This is a genomic window from Desulfitobacterium nosdiversum (assembly GCF_049860565.1).
GTDB lineage: Bacteria > Bacillota > Desulfitobacteriia > Desulfitobacteriales > Desulfitobacteriaceae > Desulfitobacterium_A > Desulfitobacterium_A nosdiversum.
In genome coordinates this window covers 3,664,724-3,683,846 of record NZ_CP172056.1, presented here as the reverse complement: position 1 = coordinate 3,683,846, position 19,123 = coordinate 3,664,724, and the positions used below count along the sequence as shown (strand labels likewise).

The following is a 19,123-nucleotide window of genomic DNA, read 5'->3' as shown; positions in this document are numbered from 1 at the left end:
TCGTTTCAGATAAATAAAGACTCCGCATTTTTTTGCCTGCATAACAAACAGTAGGCAGTTTAAAGTGCGGAGTCTTAGTTTAAATCTTTTTCGTCTTATAATAGTTAACTTTGGGGATCAAGTCTTGGAGCCGGTGTGCCAAGCTCAAGCCATTTACGAATAGATAGGACAAGAATAACCGTAACCAGAACCATCATTACCGCGGTTAGCAGTGCTAAAAGGTTTTTTCCCGTGGGGAGGTAATAAATGACGATATTCTGATATCCGGCAGCAATGGTTGTCACTGTAACAAATATAAAGGGGAGAATCGTAGTCCAAGTGTATTTCGCTTTTCCCATCCGGAAAAGAAGAGTTGTGCCAATGGCTAAGGCCATTCCGGCGAGCAGCTGATTAGCGACCCCGAATAAAGGCCAGATCGTGGAAATGTTTCCGCCATAGACAAGGTATCCCCAGGTAAAAGACATCAGGGCACTGGTCAAAAGAATTCCGGGCCACCAGTTAGTCCGAGCAAGAGGCTTATAGACTGTTCCCCCTAATTCCTGTAATAAATAGCGTCCTACCCTCGTTCCGGCGTCAATTGTTGTGAGGATGAACAAGGCTTCGAACATAATGACGAAATGGTAGAGGTAGCTTGATATAGCGGCCAGGAAAGGAATTTTGCGGAAAATATCGGACATTCCCACACCAAGAGAGACTGCACCGCCGGCGCGGCCCGCTACATTCTCGCCGACGAGTTGGGAAAGCTGGGGAAGTTCCTGTATGGCCATTCCTAACTTTTCAAAAACTGCGGGGGAAGCATTGATAGCAAAATAATCAGCAGGATGTAAGCTTGTAGCTGCAATAAGAGCCATAAGGGCTACAAACCCTTCGACCAGCATTGCTCCGAAGCCGATGGGGAGGATATCCCGTTCGAGGGTAATCATTTTTGGTGTAGTGCCCGTTCCAATAATGGAGTGGAAACCTGAAAGAGCTCCGCAGGCAATAGTGATAAACATGAAGGGCCATACCGGGCCGGGAATTACAGGACCGCCTCCGTTCACAAAAGATGTAATTGCAGGCATTCTCAGATGAGGCTGGATAAAGATAATACCTATGGCTAAAGCACCAATAACGCCTATCTTCAAATAAGTACTGAGGTAGTCCCGAGGGGCGAGGAGAAGCCAAACTGGGAGTGTTGCTGCTGCAAAACCATAAACTGCTAAAATGACAGCCAGCTGTTCATGGGAAAACGTAAAATACGGGGCAAAAAAGGAATGCTCAACGATTGGTCCCAGGATAACCCCAAGAAAGATTAAAGCGACACCGATGACAGTAGCTTCGCCAATGCGGCCAATCCGCAGCCATCTAAGATAAATGCCCACAAAGAGTGCAATAGGAATGGTGATTCCGACAGTAAATGTTCCCCAGGGGCTGTTAAAGAGAGCATTGACAACGGCTAAAGCTAAACCAGCCATGGTAATGATCAGAATAAAGAGAACAGCAATCGATGAAACTACCCCTGCAACGGGTCCGATTTCATCTTTAGCGATTTCGGAAATAGATAGTCCGTCATGGCGAACCGAAGCGAATAAGATAACCATATCATGGACTGCACCGGCAAGAACTGAACCGATGAGAATCCAAAGCGCACCGGGAGCAAAGCCATATTGTGCAGCAAGTGTGGGCCCGATTAAAGGGCCGGCCCCTGCAATGGCTGCGAAATGGTGGCCAAAGAGAATCCATTTGTTTGTCGGTACATAATCACGATTATCATTATGAATAACTGCAGGAGTTTTACGGCTATCATCTAAGGCTAAGATTTTAGCTGCAATGAATGAACCATAGAGACGGTAGCCTAAGGTTAAGAAGAGAGCAGCAAAAATAACGAGCCAAATTGCATTCATGCATTATACCTCCTTTTTCAGAATTAGTTTGCTTTTTTATGGAAAAATTTATGTATAAAGATATACCATATTTAGGGATGTTGACTATAGATTTACATGAATATATAATAGAACCATAGTACATTACTAGACTAATGCACTATGGTTCATTTTTTAGTAATGTTTAATAGTTTTATTTCCTCGAAGGAGGTGAATATTGTGATCTTAAATCCGGACAGCATTAAACCGCTCTATCTTCAAATTGCAGAATGGCTTGAGAACGAAATATTGAATGGTAACCTAAAAGAAGACGAGCGGATTTATTCACAATATCAACTTGCAGAGATGTTTAACATTAATCCGGCAACAGCCGCGAAAGGACTGAATCTTTTAGCGGAGGAAAACATCGTCTATAAAAAGCGGGGATTGGGAATGTTTGTCGCTCTTGATGCCAGAAAATCAATTTTATCGAAGCATCGGAATCTGAAGCTTGGGCCGATGATCCAGGAACTCATCGGCGAGGCCAAACGTTTGGCGGTCAGCGAAGATGAACTCATTCTATTGATTCAGAGAGCGGCCAAAGAAAGTGGGGGGGATGGAAAATGAAGGTGATCGAGTGCGAAAATTTGACTAAATCTTTTGGGAGTTTTAAAGCCTTAGACGGTTTATCCTTCGAAATTGAGGAAAACAAGATTACAGGGCTGATCGGAAGAAATGGCGCAGGTAAAACGACTCTGCTCAAGCTGATTGCGGGCTACCTGAGGCCAACGGACGGAGAACTTAAAGTGTTTTCCCAACATCCCTTCAATAACCTGTCGGTTGCCGGAAATATGATTTTTGTCGATGAGAACATGGCATTTCCTGAATCGTTCACCCTTGAGGATATCATGGCAGAGGTCGCCCCATTTTATCCAAATTGGGATTCCCGGCTTGCAGAAGGCTTATTTGACTATTCTAATCTGAATCCGCAAATAAGGCACAGCCGCCTGTCCAAAGGCAGCAAAAGTCTATTTAACTGTATAATCGGGATTGCTTCTCACTGCCCGCTCACCTTATTTGACGAGCCAACGACAGGGATGGACTCAGCTGTGCGCAAGGATTTTTACCGAGCCTTGCTTAAAGATTATCTTGAATACCCTCGGACAGTTCTCCTTTCCAGTCATTTGCTCAACGAGGTTGAAGATATTCTTGAGGATGTCCTTTTGCTAAAGCAGGGACGTAAATGTTTGCATCTGCCTATTGATGAACTCAAAGAATGGGCGATGGGTTTAAGGGGAAATGCTCAGGTGATACGTGAGTTGCTCAAAGGCGAAGAGATCATTCATCAGGAAGAATTCGCCAAAGACAATGTGTATGCAGTCATTAAAAGAAATATAAATAGTCCGATTGTACGAGATCTCATTCAAGAGGGTTCCGGAAAAGCAAAACAGAGCGGAGTTGAACTCATGCCGGTTTCAATTGATAATTTATTCATTTATCTAACCGAAAAAAGCAAGGGAGGGATTGATGATGTCTTTAAGAGAAGTTAGCCTTCAATCGGCAGCGTTTAAGCAATATATTTATAAAATAAAAGGATATTCCAATTTAGTATATGGAATGTTTATCGCACAGGCGCTGGGACTGCTTTTTTCAATGGGTGGATTAATGTCGAGGGCTTTTGGAAGAAACAATTTAAGTATTACTGTAAAATCGTATTCCGCAGATTTAGTGATCGTGTTTTCTCTCTTCTGGATTCTGATCACTGCAGCTACTATTGCGAACAAATCGTATAGAAATATTGAATTTTCCCTAGTGGCAAATCGGTTGTCGAGCAACCTTTCAAATATGGGGTTCCTTATGACTTTCTCAATTTTTGCAGGGATTATGGCCTCGCTCAGCGGCGTACTTCTTCGGATTCTTGGCTATTTTATATTCGGCCCTGCCCAGGTTTTGTTTGAAGGCTTCCTTATTAGTCCTATTAATCTCCTTTTTGGAATGTTTGTGACAAGCCTTTGCCTGATTCTTTTTTCGGCGATCGGTTACTTGGGTGGAACTTTGGTTGAGCTCCATAAAAGCTTTGTTATCATAATACCGATTTTAACGGCAGGGTTTTTAAAGGTTTATGTTCAATATCTCATGAAAATTTATGCCTATTTTTTTGAAAGTTCCCTCCCGGTTTTTACGCTGAAGCTATTAGCCCTAGCCATTCTTTTGTTTGGAATAAGTATTCTTCTTTCGAATAGATTGGAGGTTAGAAAATGAATGGAACGGGTTTCGTTAATATAGGCCTTTTCATCATATTGGGTGTGATTATCGTTTTCTTGTTTTTAATGGCTCAGTTATCTGTCCGAATATTAAGCCGTTATGTATCATGGAAACGAAATATACTTTTTGCCGGAGTGTATCTTGCCATTTTGATCCTGCTTGTTCCACTCTCATATTTACTTCCAAGGCAGGAATTTACACAAGCGGAAACGAATAAAAACGAGATGAATCTAAGCTCGCCGGAGGATGTCGTAACCCTTTTTTCTTCAGAAGATAATCCGGATCAGATTAAAGGAATCTATAAAAACAAGAGTCAAACCTTTACAGCGCATGTAAACTCCCTTTCCTTTGATTCGTCGGTAAATAGAGGAAATAATTTGGTTTTTATAAAAAGAAAAGCCGTCGATGACGGCGAAGTGGAAATGAGCAGCTATACTAATGAACTATTGGTCGGAGGGATCAATTACACAAAATTTATTTTGCCTCCAAATGTTCTCTTAGATGACGGATATCTTTCTATCAAAGAACCGAGTCACCAAAGTTTTGAGTATAAACAATTTATGGCCGATTTTACAATCGACCAGTTTAAGCATCTTAATTCCAAATCGCTGGATTCATATAGCAATCAGGATTGGAATATCATCTATCTTTATGTCCCGCAAAGTATGGAAATCCATAACTATTATAAGAATGTTCATGTTTTAGAATAGCCGGGTTATGATATGTTTAACGCCACAAGTAGACCATTGATGAATGGGACCCTTGTGGCGTTTTTAATGATGAGCCTTTTAATGATGAGTCCAACTGAGAGATTCCGGTGTTGCTTTTATTTTGCCTGCTTCGGTTTGTTATATCCTTTGTCGTTGTACGGTTGTAACTGATCCAGCCATTTCTCTTCCATTGCGAAAACGGTATCACGCCAATTTTCTTCCGTTATTTTCTCAGTATCGACTTCCTCAAGAATTTCAAAGCTAAAGGATTCAGGGCCTAAGATATTCCAATCTGTTTGTAAACCCTTGTTCGGATGACTTTTACATTCCAATTGAAAGCGTTGTCCATTGAGTTTACCCGGCAGATCCATGCTTGTTCCCAAGAAAACCTTACCATTGGTAAGATTCTTAATCTGAAATACCCCCATGGGTCTGGGATTCTGCTTATAGGCTAATTTTAACTCTTTATGCTTATCCATACTATCGAGCTCCTTTCGTGGTATTTTTACCCAATACGCACTTCCATCCGGAGTGCGATCAAGGAAGCCATATTCGATTAAATTACGACGGAGAAGGACATAGTCTTTGTAAATGGGCTTTAAGACCGCGTTGATCTCTTTTTCAGTGTAGTTTTTTTGGAGATCAAAAAAATGAAGGAGATGTCTTAAGACCACGTACTTTCGTTTCTCCTTATGCGGATAAGAAGTCAAAGGACCGTTTAAACCTTGCTTAAAACAGGCTGCAAGGATCTTTTCATTTTCTTCTTCGGTCACAGCAAAGGCAGGAGTAACGTACGCCGGCGAAGAAAACTGAGGAGTATTTTTGGAAAACTGCTGTAAGGCGGCAGAAGAAGTTTCTTTTTTAGGAATATGCTCACTTAACAGTTCCATTAGAGCAAGGAAAACCTTAGCTTGCTTTTGCTTTTCTCTCAACGAAAATCGATGATTTCGGATGGTTGAGGTACTTCCTGTGTTTAGAGTTCGGGCAATTTCTTGATCGCTTAAACCCTCATAGAAAAGCTCAAACAAGGTTTTCTGATGATCGGTTAAGCCGGTTAATTTTTTATCAAGATTGAGAAGATAATGGAAGCTGGAATGATGATTTTGACGGATGTGGAGTTTGACATATTTTTGGACTTCATAGAGTTGGCCATCACTGGGGTAGATCATTCCTTTTGTAAAGCTTTTACCACAGATGAGGCAAATAAATTCGTCTTTCTGCTTATTGTATAAATAACCTTGTTTCATCTCTGGCAGTGAAGCTTGCCAGAACAGATCCGATAAATCTGACATTCATAAACACTTCCCTAATATGTTTGTAATACTACATAGATATTATGCAGTAACGTCTATTAAAAATCAAGATGTTCACATATAATGTCTATTATTTATGCATTTATTATTTGTCTGGAAAAGGCCGAGAGGAGAATGAAATGTGTTAATTTATGCGAATAAAGTGTTGAATCTAAGAATTTATCCTTTAGATATGACGCGATGGGAAGACTTTGAAACGCTATTTGGAGAAAGAGGAGCTTGTGGTGGATGTTGGTGTATGGCGTGGCGTTTAAAAAAATCCGACTTTGAACGTCAAAAGGGGAATGAAAATAAACGCGCGATGAAATCGTTAGTTGAACAAAACGAAAAGATAGGAATTATAGCTTATATTGGTGACACACCCATTGGATGGTGTGCAATTGCACCAAGAGAAGTTTTTCCAAGACTCGAAAATTCGAGAGTTTGGAAAAGAATTGATAATGAATCCGTTTGGTCGATTACGTGTTTCTTCATATCCAAATCCCATAGGAGAAAAGGATTATCTGTTGAACTGCTTAAGGGAGCCATTAACTACGGTAGAGCCAACCAAGTTAGAATAATTGAAGGTTATCCAATTGTACCTTACGGAGATCATATTCCAGCCGCTTTTGCTTGGACAGGGATTCCCTCTGTCTTTGACAAAGCGGGCTTTGTCGTAGCAGAGCGACGTTCCAAGGCGAAACCGATCATGAGGTACTCGATAGAATATAAATAAGATATGGCTGAAACTTCTCCTTGTCCACCTTGAGTTATGATATAATATAGATTCGAAAAAGTGAGGTGGAGTGGAAAAATGTATCGGTTAGATGACTTAAACCCAGTGCAGCGTCAGGCTGTAGAACACCGGGATGGTCCGCTATTGATTTTAGCGGGGGCCGGTTCCGGAAAAACAAGAGTTCTGACCTACAGGATTGCCCATCTAATTGCGCAAGGCATAGATCCCTGGAACATTCTCGCCATTACCTTTACCAATAAGGCCGCGCAGGAAATGCGTGAGCGGGTTGGGACGTTAGTTGGAAGTGAAGGACGAGGACTTTGGGTTGCAACGTTCCACTCGGCCTGTGTTCGAATTTTACGCAGCGAGATTGAACATTTGCCTGGATATTCACGCAGCTTTGTGATTTATGATTCCAGTGACCAGCAAGCGGTTATAAAGTCCTGTATGAAGGAACTTAACTTAGACGAGAAAAAATTTGCTCCGCGGGCGATTGGCGGAGTTATTAGTGATGCTAAAAACAAGCTTCAAAGTCCTGAAGAATTTTCCCAAAGGGCTGCAGATTATTTCGAGCAAAAAGTAGAAAAGGTCTATGAACTTTACCAAAAAAGGCTCAAAGGGAATAATGCTCTAGACTTTGACGACATTATTATGCTTACCGTGCGCCTTTTTAGGGAGAATCCGGAAGTCTTAGCGTATTATCAAGAGAAGTTTCGTTACATTTTAGTCGATGAGTATCAAGATACGAACCATGCTCAATACGCTCTCGTCAATCTCCTTGCGAAGAAATATCGAAATCTTTGTGTTGTAGGGGACGATGACCAGTCGATTTATATGTTCCGCGGTGCCGATGTCCAGAATATCCTTGACTTTGAACGGGATTACCCCGAAGCGAAAGTTTTAAAGCTCGAGCAGAATTATCGCTCAACAAAGCATATTCTCGATGCAGCGAATTCTGTGGTCAGCAATAATACCGAACGCAAAGAAAAATCCCTCTGGACGGAGAATGAAGAAGGAAATCCGCTGGTTTACTATGTCGCCGAGAATGAACATGATGAATCCCGCTATATCGCTGAACGCATTCAGCGCTTGAGGGATGTTGAAGGGCGAAAATTTAATGATTTTGCCATTCTTTATCGCACCAATGCCCAGTCGCGGGTCATTGAAGAACGGTTTATGAAGCAAGGCGTTCCTTATCGAATCTTTTCCGGCCTGAAATTCTACGAACGCATGGAGATTAAAGATATGCTGGCTTACCTGCGCATTCTTCATAATCCTTCCGATCAGGTTGCGTTTTCGAGAATCCTTAATGTTCCAAAACGCGGCTTGGGAAATTCTACTCTGGAGAAGATTATCGAATATACCGAAGAACAAGGCATGCCCGTCCTGGATGCGATCATGGAAGCTGACTATATTCCGGATTTAACAACACGCGCCAAAAAGCCTTTGCTGGCGTTTGCCGACCTTATGCAAGAACTAAAACAATTGGCGCTTGAGGAAAGTTCAGTGACCCATTTAGTTGAGGAAGTTTTAAAGAGAACGGGTTATTGGGAACAACTTAAGACGGATAAGTCACCGGAAGCGGAAGCACGTCTTGAGAATTTGCGTGAGTTTCTATCGGTGACAGCTGAATATGATGAGAAAGCTTTAGATCAGGATGAAAATCTACCTGAAGGGGAAGAGGACGAAGAATACTTCACCCCCGGTTTAGCGGGTTTCCTCGAGCAGGTTTCTCTGGTTGCAGAAATCGACGCTCTTGATCCTGCCGAAGAATCCGTGGCCTTAATGACTATCCATAGTGCCAAAGGGCTGGAGTTTCCAGTTGTCTTTTTAGTGGGTATGGAAGAAGGTATTTTTCCGAGCAGCCGCTCGATGATGGATCCGACTTTACTGGCTGAGGAACGCCGTTTGTGTTATGTTGCCATTACGCGAGCTCGGGAAAGACTTTATCTTTCGTATGCCGATCAGCGGATGCTGTATGGTCGTACTCAATATAACCGGCCTTCCGAATTTATGGAGGAAATTCCGCCCCAGCTCATGGTGGACCGTGATCCGATTGATCCTCCGCCAACGCGGATGAAGAAGCCGCAGCCGCAAACGGGAATGGGAAACCGTAATTTTGGCGGACGTTCGTCCTGGGGAACATGGGATAAAGAGATTGGCAACCCTGTTAAGGAACCAGGTACGTTTGATTATCATGTTGGGGAAAAGGTCGAACATGCGAAATTTGGTAAGGGTATCATTGTTGCCATCAAGGGAGAAGGCAGTCAGGCTGAAATCTCAATTGTTTTTGGGGGACAGATTAAAAAACTTATTGCGGAGTACGCTAAACTTACTAAGATTTAGAGCTAGAGTCATAACTTACAAGTATTATAAGATCAAAGGTCGGATCATCATATATTATAAATATCATTAAAGATAAGTTGTATATAGAAAGGATTATTTAACTTTGAAAGAACAAATATATGTCATTGGGCATAAAAATCCTGATACAGATTCCATTTGTGCAGCAATTTCTTTTGCACGCCTAAAACAACGATTGGGCTGCGAAAATGTTGTGGCCTGCCGTGCAGGGAAGGTTAATCGTGAGACAGAATATGTACTTAATGCTTTTGGAGTATCTGCTCCGGAATATTTAGCGGATGTAAATCTCAGGGTTAAGGATTTGCTTAATGGTCCGATTCCCACTGTCAAGCCGAATACTTCTTTATACAAAGCTTGGCAGATTATGAAAATAAATTCTCAAAAAACGCTGCCAATCGTTGATCGTGCAGATCGGATGCTAGGTATGATTTCGGTAGGAGATCTTTCAGGTTCTTATATCGAGAATATGGGCGATTTAGATTTTGGTTCCCTCCATATTACCGCTCAGAACGTTATTGATACCTTAAAGGGGGAACTCCTTGTCGGTTCTGAGGATCAAGAACTTGTAGGATGTGTCTATGTTGGAGCAATGCAGTCGGAAACCTTTGAAGCCTTTATTGAACCCGGAAATGTTGTACTTGTCGGTGACCGCGAAGATGCTCAAGAAAGTGCGCTTTGCATAGGCGCCTCTGCTTTAATCTTAACTGGAGGGGCAAAGCTGTCGGCTGGACTTAATAAATTAGCTCATGAAAAAGAGATCCTTGTAATTTCTGTTCCTTCCGATACATTTACGGTTGCACGCCTTCTATTGATGAGTGCGCCTGTTCAAAGCATTATGAAAACAGAAGGGGTTGTCTCTTTCCAGGAGGACGATCTCATATCCGATGTGCGGAAGAAGATGCTTGAAACCCGTTACCGCAACTATCCGGTTCTTGATGATCAGGAGCGTGTTGTGGGACTTATCAGCCGCTATCATCTGTTGAGCTTAAACCGAAAAAAACTGATTCTCGTGGACCATAATGAATGGGGACAAGCCGTTAACGGTGCTGAGCAGGCTCAGATTCTTGAAGTTGTGGACCATCACCGGGTTGGCGGAATTCAAACGGCGGATCCCATATTATTCCGCGCTGAACCTGTGGGTTCCAGTAATACGATTGTTGCGAAATGCTATCAAGAAGCCGGAATCGTACCTGAAAAAGAGATTGCCGGAATAATGCTGGGGGCAATTTTGTCCGATACGGTTATCTTTAAGTCGCCGACCTGTACTGAAACGGATAAGGAAGTTGCAGCTTATCTAGAAAAAATTGCCGGAGTGAACGCTCAAGAATTTGGAATCCAAATGTTTAAAGCGTCCTCCAATTTGGCCGAGCGCAAGGTTGAGGATTTGATCGAAGAAGATTTGAAAGAATTCTTCCTTCGTGATGTGAAGGTTGGCATCGGTCAAGCGAGTGTCATGGGCTTGGATGGTTTGGATAAGATTAAAGATGAGCTGACCCAAAAATTAGAAGCGATGCGTAAAGAAAAAGGAATGCGGTATCTGCTTTTGATGATCACGGATTTATTGGAAGAAAACACGGATTTGCTGATTGCCGGGGATGAGCCCGAGGAAATTGCAAAAGCCTTTAAACTGCCTTTAGATCAAAATCAGGTCTTCCTGCCGGGTGTACTTTCCCGGAAAAAACAAGTGGTGCCGCCGTTAACGAAGTACTTTATGGGTTAAAATAGTAGAAATATCCTGGAGAGGGGCGAATGAAGGATGTCTGATGACCAACAGCAGGAGCAGCATGGAGTTGAGGATTCTCAAGCCTATGAACACTACCAAAAGTTAAAGGATCAGATCCAAGAGGCGAACTATCAGTATTACGGGCTTGATCAGCCACAGTTAACAGATGCTGAATATGATGCTTTGATGAAGGAGCTCCTTGCCCTTGAGGAGGTTCATCCTGAATGGAAAACTCCGGATTCACCATCTCAAAGAGTTGGCGGATATATTGCGAAAGAATTCCCGAAAGTCAGGCATGCTGAACCGCTGCTGAGTTTAGATAATGCGTTTAATGCGGGAGATTTAAGGGAATTCGACAGGAGAGTCCGGATGGTCGCTCCCCAGGCAGAATATGTGGTTGAATTAAAGATTGACGGGTTGACGGTCGCACTGACCTATGAGGATGGAGTGCTGGTTCGAGGCGCAACACGGGGCGATGGGGAAGTCGGAGAGGAAATAACGGCAAATGTAAAGACGATTTCCGCGATCCCTTTGCGTTTGCGCAGCCTCCTTTCCCGCTTTGATGTTCGCGGCGAGGGATATATGCCCAAGGACTCCTTTGCTCGGCTCAACCAAGAGCGGGAGGAAGAAGGACAGTCTACCTTCGCAAATCCACGTAATGCTGCCGCCGGATCTTTACGCCAGCTGGATTCGAAAATCAGTGCGCAGCGCAAGCTGAGTTACTTCGCCTATCAAGTTCTTATGCCGGAAGGAATAAAGTTAGCCTCTCAAACTGAAATCCTGACTTTTCTAAAAGCACAGGGCTTTCTTGTAAATCCTGAATTCAAGCTGTTCGGTACTATTGAGGATGTCATTCAGTGCTGTGAAGAAATGGCGGAAAAACGTCATCAATTTTCTTATGATATTGATGGACTGGTTATCAAAGTCAACAATCTGACCCAACAACGTGAACTTGGTTTTACGGCGAAAAGCCCGCGCTGGGCGATTGCCTATAAGTTTCCAGCCGAGCAGGTAGAAACGGTAGTCCAAAGTATTGAAGTACGTGTGGGTCGGACTGGAGTGCTTACGCCAACGGCGAATTTAACTCCGGTTTTTGTGGCTGGATCCACAGTAAGCCGCGCAACCTTACATAATATCGATAACATCCGAGATAAAGATATCCGCATGGGGGATCATGTCCTTCTGCAGAAGGCAGGAGATGTTATTCCAGAAGTTGTTCGCTCTTTGCCCGAAAAAAGAACGGGTGAAGAGAAAATTTTTAAAATGCCGGAACGCTGCCCGGAATGCCAAAGCCCGGTGATTCGGGAGGAAGGCGAAGCGGCTCACCGCTGTACCAGCATTTCCTGTCCGGCTCAGCAGCGTGAACAGATCATTCATTTTGTTTCACGGGATGCCATGAATATTGACGGATTAGGACCTGCCGTAATTTATCAGCTATTAGAGACAAAATTGATTAACGATGCGTCAGATCTTTATTCATTAAACTTCGAAGACCTCGTTAAACTTGAACGAATGGGTAATAAGTCGGCCGAAAACTTGCTTCAGGCTATTGAAGCAAGCAAAGAAAGAGGCTTAGCCCCCTTGATTTTTGCCTTAGGAATCCGGCATGTTGGCGAAAAAGCGGGGAAAATCTTAGCTCAGCAATTTTGCAACATGGAGGCGCTTAAAGAAGCCCAGCTTGAAGATTTGCAAAGCATTCCGGATATTGGACCGACAATGGCTCAAAGCATCCTGCAGTTTTTCCAGCAAGAGAGCACGGAACGTTTCCTCCAAAAGCTTCGTGAAGCTGGGGTGAAAATGACCGCTGAAGAATCGAGTCATCCACAAATATTTGCTGGGAAAAGCATTGTTGTTACAGGTTCCTTAGAAAAGTGGGATCGCCAGGAAATTGAGAGCCTTATTGAAGCCCATGGAGGAAAAGCGGCCAGCAGTGTCAGCAAAAAAACCGCTTTCGTTGTCGCGGGAGAAAAGGCTGGCTCGAAATTAGCCAAGGCCAAGGAGCTGGGAATCCCTGTTCTCAGCGAAGAAGAGTTCGAAGAACTACTCAATAAAGGCACAGAAGAATAACAAATACAAATAAAGACCTATAAGCGTAGATTCTCGCATAGAAATGAACGATTTCGCGAAGGGCCGTTAAGGGGGACGAGGCTTTCGTGGTTAGCGGAGCCAGTGGTTCACTTCAGGTATTACCCAAGGGTTTGGCGGAGCTTCCGCGAAAGCAAGTATACCAGCCCTGGAGCGGCTAAGTGAATGGATATGCGAGAATCTACACGACCATGACTATTACGACTTTCTCGCCTAAGCTGAGGGAAGGGACTTGCCCCAGCCCTCCTTTTTTTGTATAGTTAATTTAATTACTTTTACCAAAGGATGGTGATTTTTGTGAAAATATCACGACAAGAAGTCGAACATGTCGCGATGCTGGCGCGTTTAGAGCTTTCCGAAGAGGAAGTTGCTACGTATACAGAACAGCTTAATTCCATTCTCGATTATGCTGCGATGTTAGATCAGCTTAATACAGATGGGATTGCCCCAACGGCTTATGCGGTGCCGCTTCATAATGTTATCCGCGAGGATCAAGTTCTGCCCTCCTTTGATCGGGAAAAAGTCCTGGCGAATGCATCTGTAGCTGAGGATGGCTTTTTCAAAGTACCGCGTATTGTATAACTCATTAAGAAGGGAGACCCGCTGGAATGGAGATTACATCTCAATCGATTGGGGAATTACATAAGCTCCTGACTTCAAAGAAACTGAGTACAGTTGAGCTGACCCAAGCGATGCTCGATAGAATTAAACAGATTGATCCAAAGGTAAGGGCATTTCTTCATGTCACTGAAGATTTAGCATTAAGCCAGGCCGCACAGGTCGATGAAAAAATTGCCCGGGAAGAGGAAATCGGAATTTTAGAAGGGATTCCGATGGCCTTGAAAGATAACATGAGTACGGAAGGGATTCAGACAACCTGTTCCTCAAAAATACTTGAGAATTATATCCCTCCTTACAATGCCACAGCTGTTGCAAAGCTTAAGGAAGCTGGAGCAATTCTGCTTGGGAAAATGAACATGGATGAGTTCGCAATGGGGTCTTCCACCGAAAACTCACACTTCTTTGCGACGCATAACCCATGGGACTTAGACTGCGTACCGGGAGGGTCTTCAGGAGGTTCCGCAGCTGCAGTTGCAGCAGAGGAAGCTATTTTTACCTTAGGTTCAGACACTGGAGGGTCGATTCGGCAGCCTGCAGCTTTTTGCGGAGTAGTTGGGCTGAAACCAACTTACGGCGCTGTGTCCCGTTTTGGACTTATTGCTTACGCTTCTTCACTGGATCAAATTGGACCTTTTACGAAGACGGTTGAAGACAACGCATTGGTTCTACAGGCGATCGCTGGGCATGATTCTAAAGATTCGACCTCGGTCCCCTTTGAAATCCCGAACTATTCCGAGTTCCTGAAGCAGGATGTTAAAGGATTAAGGATTGGTGTTCCTAAGGAATATTTCGCCAAAGGTTTGGATGAGGGCGTCAAAGGCGTTCTGATGAAAGCAGTTGAGACCTTTAAGGGGTTAGGCGCAATTGTCGAAGAATGTTCTCTTCCCTATACGGAATATGCAATGCCCGCTTATTATTTGTTGGCAACCGCTGAAGCAAGCTCCAATCTTGCCCGCTATGACGGTGTGCGCTACGGCTATCGGGCTGAGAATGTAGAGGACGTTATTAGCTTATTTAAAAAGACCCGGTCGGAAGGTTTCGGACCGGAAGTAAAACGCCGGATTATGTTGGGAACCTATGCTTTAAGTGCAGGTTATTATGATGCTTATTATTTGAAGGCACAAAAGGTTAGAACGCTTATCCAAACGGATTTCAATCAAGCGTTTGAAAAGTTTGATGTATTGCTTTCGCCGACAGCACCAACAACCGCCTTTAAAATTGGCGAAAAATCCGGGGATCCCTTAACCATGTATTTGTCTGACGTGTGTACAGTGCCTATCAACCTGGCAGGGATTCCCGCACTTTCTCTCCCTGCAGGGTTTGTTGAGGGAATGCCTGTAGGGATGCAGCTTATGGGTCGCCCTTTCTCGGAAGGAATGCTTTACCGCGCAGCCCATGCTTTCGAACAAAATACGGATTTCCACACACGGAAACCGAGCCTGGCGAAAGGAGGCGCGTGTTAAGATGAGTATATCAGACCGTTATGAAATGGTTTGCGGGGTCGAAGTTCATGTTGAGTTAGCGACCAAGACGAAGATCTTTTGTAATTGCAGCACAGAATTTGGCGGAGAACAAAATACGCATGTCTGTCCGGTTTGCATGGCTTTACCGGGAGCCTTGCCCGTATTGAACCGTGAAGTTGTTGATCTTGCGATTAAGGCGGGTCTGGGCTTAAATTGCGAGATCGCCGAGTTTTCAAAGTTTGACCGCAAAAACTACTTCTATCCGGATTCCCCAAAGAATTATCAAATATCACAGTTTGATTTGCCAATCTGCAAAAATGGTTTTGTGGACATTGAAGTTGAGGGTGAAAAGAAACGGATTGGAATTACTCGTGCTCACATGGAAGATGACGCAGGAAAGCTCGTGCATAGCGGAGAAACGATTTCAACTTCCCACGAGTCAAATGTTGACTATAACCGTACCGGGGTTCCGCTCTTGGAAATTGTATCTGAACCCGATATGCGTTCGATCCCGGAAGTACTGGCTTTTCTGGAAGAGCTGGTTAAAATCATGCAGTACACGGAGGTCTCTGACTGCCGGTTGGAGCAAGGTTCAGTTCGTTTTGACATCAATGTATCCTTAAGACCTTGGGGACAAAAAGAATTTGGCACACGGACTGAATCGAAAAACCTGAATTCTTTCAGCTCAGTTCGGCGCTGCCTGGAATATGAAGTTGCCCGCCAAGCTCAGCTTCTTGACGATGGTGAAGAAGTTATCCAAGAAACACTGACCTGGGATGAAGGACACGGCATTACCTTGTCCCTCCGTTCCAAAGAGGAAGCTCATGATTATCGCTATTTCCCAGAACCGGATTTGCCCCCCTTGGTGATTGACCGCGCATGGGTGGAACGTGTCCGCCAGACTTTGCCCGAACTTCCTGCAGCTCGCAGAGAACGGCTGAAAGCGCTGGGATTATCGGATTATGATGCAGGTGTTATCACAAATTCAAAAGCCTTATCCGACTTTTTTGATGAAGCTTTGGAGAGCTATCACGATGCCAAGAATCTGGCCAACTGGACGATGGGAGAATTTACACGGCTGCTCAATGCTCAAGGAGTCAGTGTGGAGGAATCTCCGGTAAAACCGCAGCAGCTGGGAGCCCTTTTAAACTTGATTGATAAAGGATCGATCAGCGGAAAGATTGGGAAAAGCGTGATTGAAGAAATGTTTGCTTCGGGAAAAGATCCTGAGGTTATTGTCAAGGAAAAGGGACTTGCCCAAATCAGTGATGAAGGTGCCTTGCTTAAAATTATCGATGAATTGCTTGCTAAAAACCCCCAATCGGTGGAAGATTATAAGGCGGGAAAAACACAGGTCATCGGATTCCTGGTGGGACAAACGATGAAGGCGACGAAAGGTCAGGCTAACCCCGGAGTGGTGAATAACCTGCTTAAAGAGCGCTTGGCTCAGCAGTAGTCTTAACATTAACTCTTATGCTTCTTTCCAGGTCTTGGGTTGATGGAAAGAAGCATTTTTATAATCAGTATTTCTTTTTTCAAGGCTCTTATCCCTCATGATTTTGCAAAAGTTTGTATACTTATACGTCATAAACGTATAAGTATACAGTATAAGTATGATATAATACTTAAAAGAAATATGGGTTTGTGCTAGTATATGAATTATAAATGAATACGGAGAGGGAAAGAGAGGTAGAGAGGCATGGTCAAGAAGCATTTAACCATTGTTGATACAACTTTAAGAGATGGAGAGCAAACTGCGGGTGTTGTCTTTTCCAATCAGGAAAAATTGATGATTGCTCGAATGTTGGATGAGCTGGGAGTACAACAGATCGAGGCTGGAATTCCGGTAATGGGCGGGGATGAACAGCGAGTCATCAAACAGATTGTGAAGTCAGGACTAAAGGCAAGCATTATGGGCTGGAACCGGGCAGTCATTAAAGATATACAAACATCTTTGGATTGTGGCTGCGATGCTGTAGCTATTTCAATATCTACTTCTGATATCCATATTGAGCATAAATTAAAGACAACACGTGAAGATGTTCTCGAACGGATGGTCAAAGCTACAGAATTCGCTAAGAAAAATGGAGTCTATATTTCGGTGAATGCGGAGGATGCCTCTCGCTCGGACATGGATTTCTTAGTCCGTTTTGCACAAGAAGCTAAAAACGCGGGAGCCGATCGTTTGCGGTATTGTGATACTGTTGGCATTCTTGATCCGTTTACAACACATGAACGGATTTCCCAATTGATTGAGAGAACAGGTCTTGATATTGAAATGCACACGCATAATGATTTCGGAATGGCAACAGCAAATGCACTGGCTGGAGTTAAAGCAGGGGCGACGCATGTTGGCGTGACGGTCAATGGCTTAGGTGAAAGAGCAGGGAATGCGGCTTTGGAAGAAGTCGTTATGGCTTTGAAACACCTGTTGGACACCGATCTTAACTTTGTAACGGAACGTTTTGTAGAAGTATCTGAATTTGTGGCTCGGGCTTCAGGTCGGGAGCTCCCCGCGTGGAAGGCCATCGTCGGAAGAAATATGTTTGCTCATGAGTCGGGAATTCATGCCGATGGGGCTTTAAAGAATCCTTTAACTTACGAAGTTTTCAAACCTGAAGAGGTTGGTTTGGAAAGACAAATTGTTATTGGCAAACATTCCGGAACGGCATCAATCAAGGCGAAATTCCGGGAAGAGTATGCTCAGGAAATCACTGACGAAGAAGCTGCGGAAATCCTAAAGCGGGTTCGTGCGATGGCCGTAGATATGAAACGGTCTCTCTTTGATAAAGAACTCGTCTACATTTATAAAAATATGAAACGTGAAGAAGCTCAAGAAAATGTCTGAGTTTTGAAAGGGGAAAACGAATGTCATCCGTTACAGTAACGCTTTTACCAGGAGATGGAATCGGAACAGAGGTTAGTTCTGCTGCAAAAGAAGTCCTTACAGAGACGGGAGTACCGATTGAATGGGAAGTTGTCGAAGCCGGGGAAGCATGTATTGAAAAGTATGGAACTCCCTTGCCTGAACATGTACTTGAATCCATTAAGAGAAATAAGGTCGCTTTAAAGGGGCCAATTACTACGCCTGTCGGCAAAGGCTTCCGCAGTGTCAATGTAACTTTGCGGCAAAGTCTGGGCCTTTATGCCAATGTTCGCCCACTGAGAACTTTGGAAAATGTGCCTTCGCGCTATACCAATGTTGATATGGTTATTGTCCGTGAAAATACCGAGGATCTATATGCCGGAGTAGAGCATAAAGTAGGGCGGGATGCAGCGGAAAGCATTAAAATTATCACCCGGGAAGCTTCAGAACGCATTGGCCGCTATGCTTTTGAATTAGCAAAACGTCAAGGCCGTAAAAAGGTAACGATTGTTCATAAGGCGAATATCATGAAACTCAGCGATGGTCTTTTCTTAGAGAGTATCCGTCATATTGCCGAAAGCTTTCCAGAGATTGTATGCGAGGACAAGATTGTCGATGCACTCTGTATGAATCTTGTTCAGCAACCCGAGCAATTTGATGTTTTGGTGTTGCCGAATCTCTATGGTGACATTGTTTCTGATTTGGGTGCGGGTTTAATTGGCGGTCTTGGGGTCGCCCCAGGGGCGAATATCGGCGAAGATGGGGCAGTCTTTGAAGCAGTCCATGGAAGTGCACCTCAGATTGCAGGAAAGAATGAGGCTAATCCTCTGGCGATGATTTTATCTGGGGCAGAAATGCTTGAACATTTGGGCTATAACGATCACGCCAGCCAAGTACGGAAGGCAATTGACAGTGTGCTCGTAAATCGGGAACTTTTGACAAAGGACTTAGGAGGCAATGCGGGAACGCGTGAGTTTGCTGCTTCTATCTGTAAAGCGATCCAAGCTTTATAATCTTTCAGTATAATCTTTATCCAAGTTTCACAAAAAAATTAGGCAATAGCAAAAAGTTCATACAGAACTGCTTAAGGAAATACATTTAATAATCAAGCGGAGTTTTCATAATAGAAAGCTCCGCTTTTTTTGCTGGACTATTTT

General features: G+C 43.7%; 15 protein-coding genes. 13 read left to right on the top strand and 2 right to left on the bottom strand.

Annotated elements, in window-relative coordinates; all coding sequences use genetic code 11:
- Window positions 1-104: 104 nt before the first annotated feature.
- Window positions 105-1,883 (bottom strand): carbon starvation CstA family protein, encoded by a 1,779-nt coding sequence (locus ACHOLT_RS17995; RefSeq protein WP_425803465.1) that lies wholly within the window; start codon window positions 1,881-1,883, stop codon window positions 105-107.
- Between the two features lie 198 nt (window positions 1,884-2,081).
- On the opposite strand from ACHOLT_RS17995, the gene ACHOLT_RS17990 reads away from it, so the two are divergent.
- Genes ACHOLT_RS17990 through ACHOLT_RS17975 form a run of 4 tightly spaced genes read left to right on the top strand, consistent with a single transcriptional unit; the run spans window position 2,082 to window position 4,816 of the window.
- Window positions 2,082-2,468 carry a GntR family transcriptional regulator gene (locus ACHOLT_RS17990; RefSeq protein ID WP_425803463.1) on the top strand — a complete coding sequence of 129 codons (387 nt, stop codon included), beginning with the start codon at window positions 2,082-2,084 and terminating at the stop codon, window positions 2,466-2,468.
- The gene (locus ACHOLT_RS17985) at window positions 2,465-3,391 is read left to right on the top strand and encodes an ABC transporter ATP-binding protein (protein WP_425803461.1); all 927 of its coding nucleotides are present in this window, start codon (window positions 2,465-2,467) and stop codon (window positions 3,389-3,391) included. The genes ACHOLT_RS17990 and ACHOLT_RS17985 overlap by 4 nt, the downstream gene beginning before the upstream one ends.
- The gene (locus ACHOLT_RS17980; RefSeq protein ID WP_425803459.1) at window positions 3,369-4,103 is read left to right on the top strand and encodes a hypothetical protein; all 735 of its coding nucleotides are present in this window, start codon (window positions 3,369-3,371) and stop codon (window positions 4,101-4,103) included. Before ACHOLT_RS17985 ends, ACHOLT_RS17980 begins: the two co-directional genes overlap by 23 nt.
- Window positions 4,100-4,816 (top strand): hypothetical protein, encoded by a 717-nt coding sequence (locus ACHOLT_RS17975; protein WP_425803458.1) that lies wholly within the window; start codon window positions 4,100-4,102, stop codon window positions 4,814-4,816. Before ACHOLT_RS17980 ends, ACHOLT_RS17975 begins: the two co-directional genes overlap by 4 nt.
- A gap of 116 nt (window positions 4,817-4,932) precedes the next feature.
- Here the strand turns inward: ACHOLT_RS17975 and ACHOLT_RS17970 are convergent, their stop codons facing one another.
- The gene (locus ACHOLT_RS17970; RefSeq protein ID WP_425803456.1) at window positions 4,933-6,108 is read right to left on the bottom strand and encodes a DUF2087 domain-containing protein; all 1,176 of its coding nucleotides are present in this window, start codon (window positions 6,106-6,108) and stop codon (window positions 4,933-4,935) included.
- 142 nt (window positions 6,109-6,250) lie between these two features.
- On the opposite strand from ACHOLT_RS17970, the gene ACHOLT_RS17965 reads away from it, so the two are divergent.
- The 9 genes from ACHOLT_RS17965 (at window position 6,251) to ACHOLT_RS17925 (ending at window position 18,979) form a co-directional block, all read left to right on the top strand.
- A complete protein-coding gene (locus tag ACHOLT_RS17965; RefSeq protein ID WP_425803453.1) occupies window positions 6,251-6,844 on the top strand; it encodes a GNAT family N-acetyltransferase in 594 nt (197 codons plus the stop codon).
- Window positions 6,845-6,922: 78 nt separating this feature from the next.
- A complete protein-coding gene (gene pcrA / locus ACHOLT_RS17960; protein ID WP_425803450.1) occupies window positions 6,923-9,190 on the top strand; it encodes a DNA helicase PcrA in 2,268 nt (755 codons plus the stop codon).
- Between the two features lie 103 nt (window positions 9,191-9,293).
- Entirely contained in the window at window positions 9,294-10,928 is a 1,635-nt protein-coding gene (locus ACHOLT_RS17955) for a putative manganese-dependent inorganic diphosphatase (protein ID WP_425803448.1), read from the top strand.
- Between the two features lie 36 nt (window positions 10,929-10,964).
- Window positions 10,965-12,998, top strand: coding sequence for an NAD-dependent DNA ligase LigA (ligA, locus tag ACHOLT_RS17950; protein WP_425803445.1), 2,034 nt, complete (start codon window positions 10,965-10,967; stop codon window positions 12,996-12,998).
- A 315-nt stretch (window positions 12,999-13,313) separates the two neighbouring features.
- Complete coding sequence (gene gatC / locus ACHOLT_RS17945; RefSeq protein ID WP_425803443.1) at window positions 13,314-13,598, top strand: Asp-tRNA(Asn)/Glu-tRNA(Gln) amidotransferase subunit GatC; 285 nt, start codon at window positions 13,314-13,316, stop codon at window positions 13,596-13,598.
- 26 nt (window positions 13,599-13,624) lie between these two features.
- Window positions 13,625-15,100, top strand: a complete 1,476-nt coding sequence (gene gatA, locus ACHOLT_RS17940) for an Asp-tRNA(Asn)/Glu-tRNA(Gln) amidotransferase subunit GatA (protein WP_425803441.1) — start codon at window positions 13,625-13,627, stop codon at window positions 15,098-15,100.
- A gap of 1 nt (window position 15,101) precedes the next feature.
- Window positions 15,102-16,556: an Asp-tRNA(Asn)/Glu-tRNA(Gln) amidotransferase subunit GatB gene (gatB, locus tag ACHOLT_RS17935; protein ID WP_425803438.1), complete on the top strand. Its 1,455-nt coding sequence runs from the start codon at window positions 15,102-15,104 to the stop codon at window positions 16,554-16,556.
- A gap of 243 nt (window positions 16,557-16,799) precedes the next feature.
- A complete protein-coding gene (gene nifV / locus ACHOLT_RS17930) occupies window positions 16,800-17,948 on the top strand; it encodes a homocitrate synthase (protein WP_425803436.1) in 1,149 nt (382 codons plus the stop codon).
- Between the two features lie 20 nt (window positions 17,949-17,968).
- Window positions 17,969-18,979, top strand: a complete 1,011-nt coding sequence (locus ACHOLT_RS17925) for an isocitrate/isopropylmalate dehydrogenase family protein (RefSeq protein ID WP_425803433.1) — start codon at window positions 17,969-17,971, stop codon at window positions 18,977-18,979.
- The last annotated feature ends 144 nt before the right edge of the window (window positions 18,980-19,123 follow it).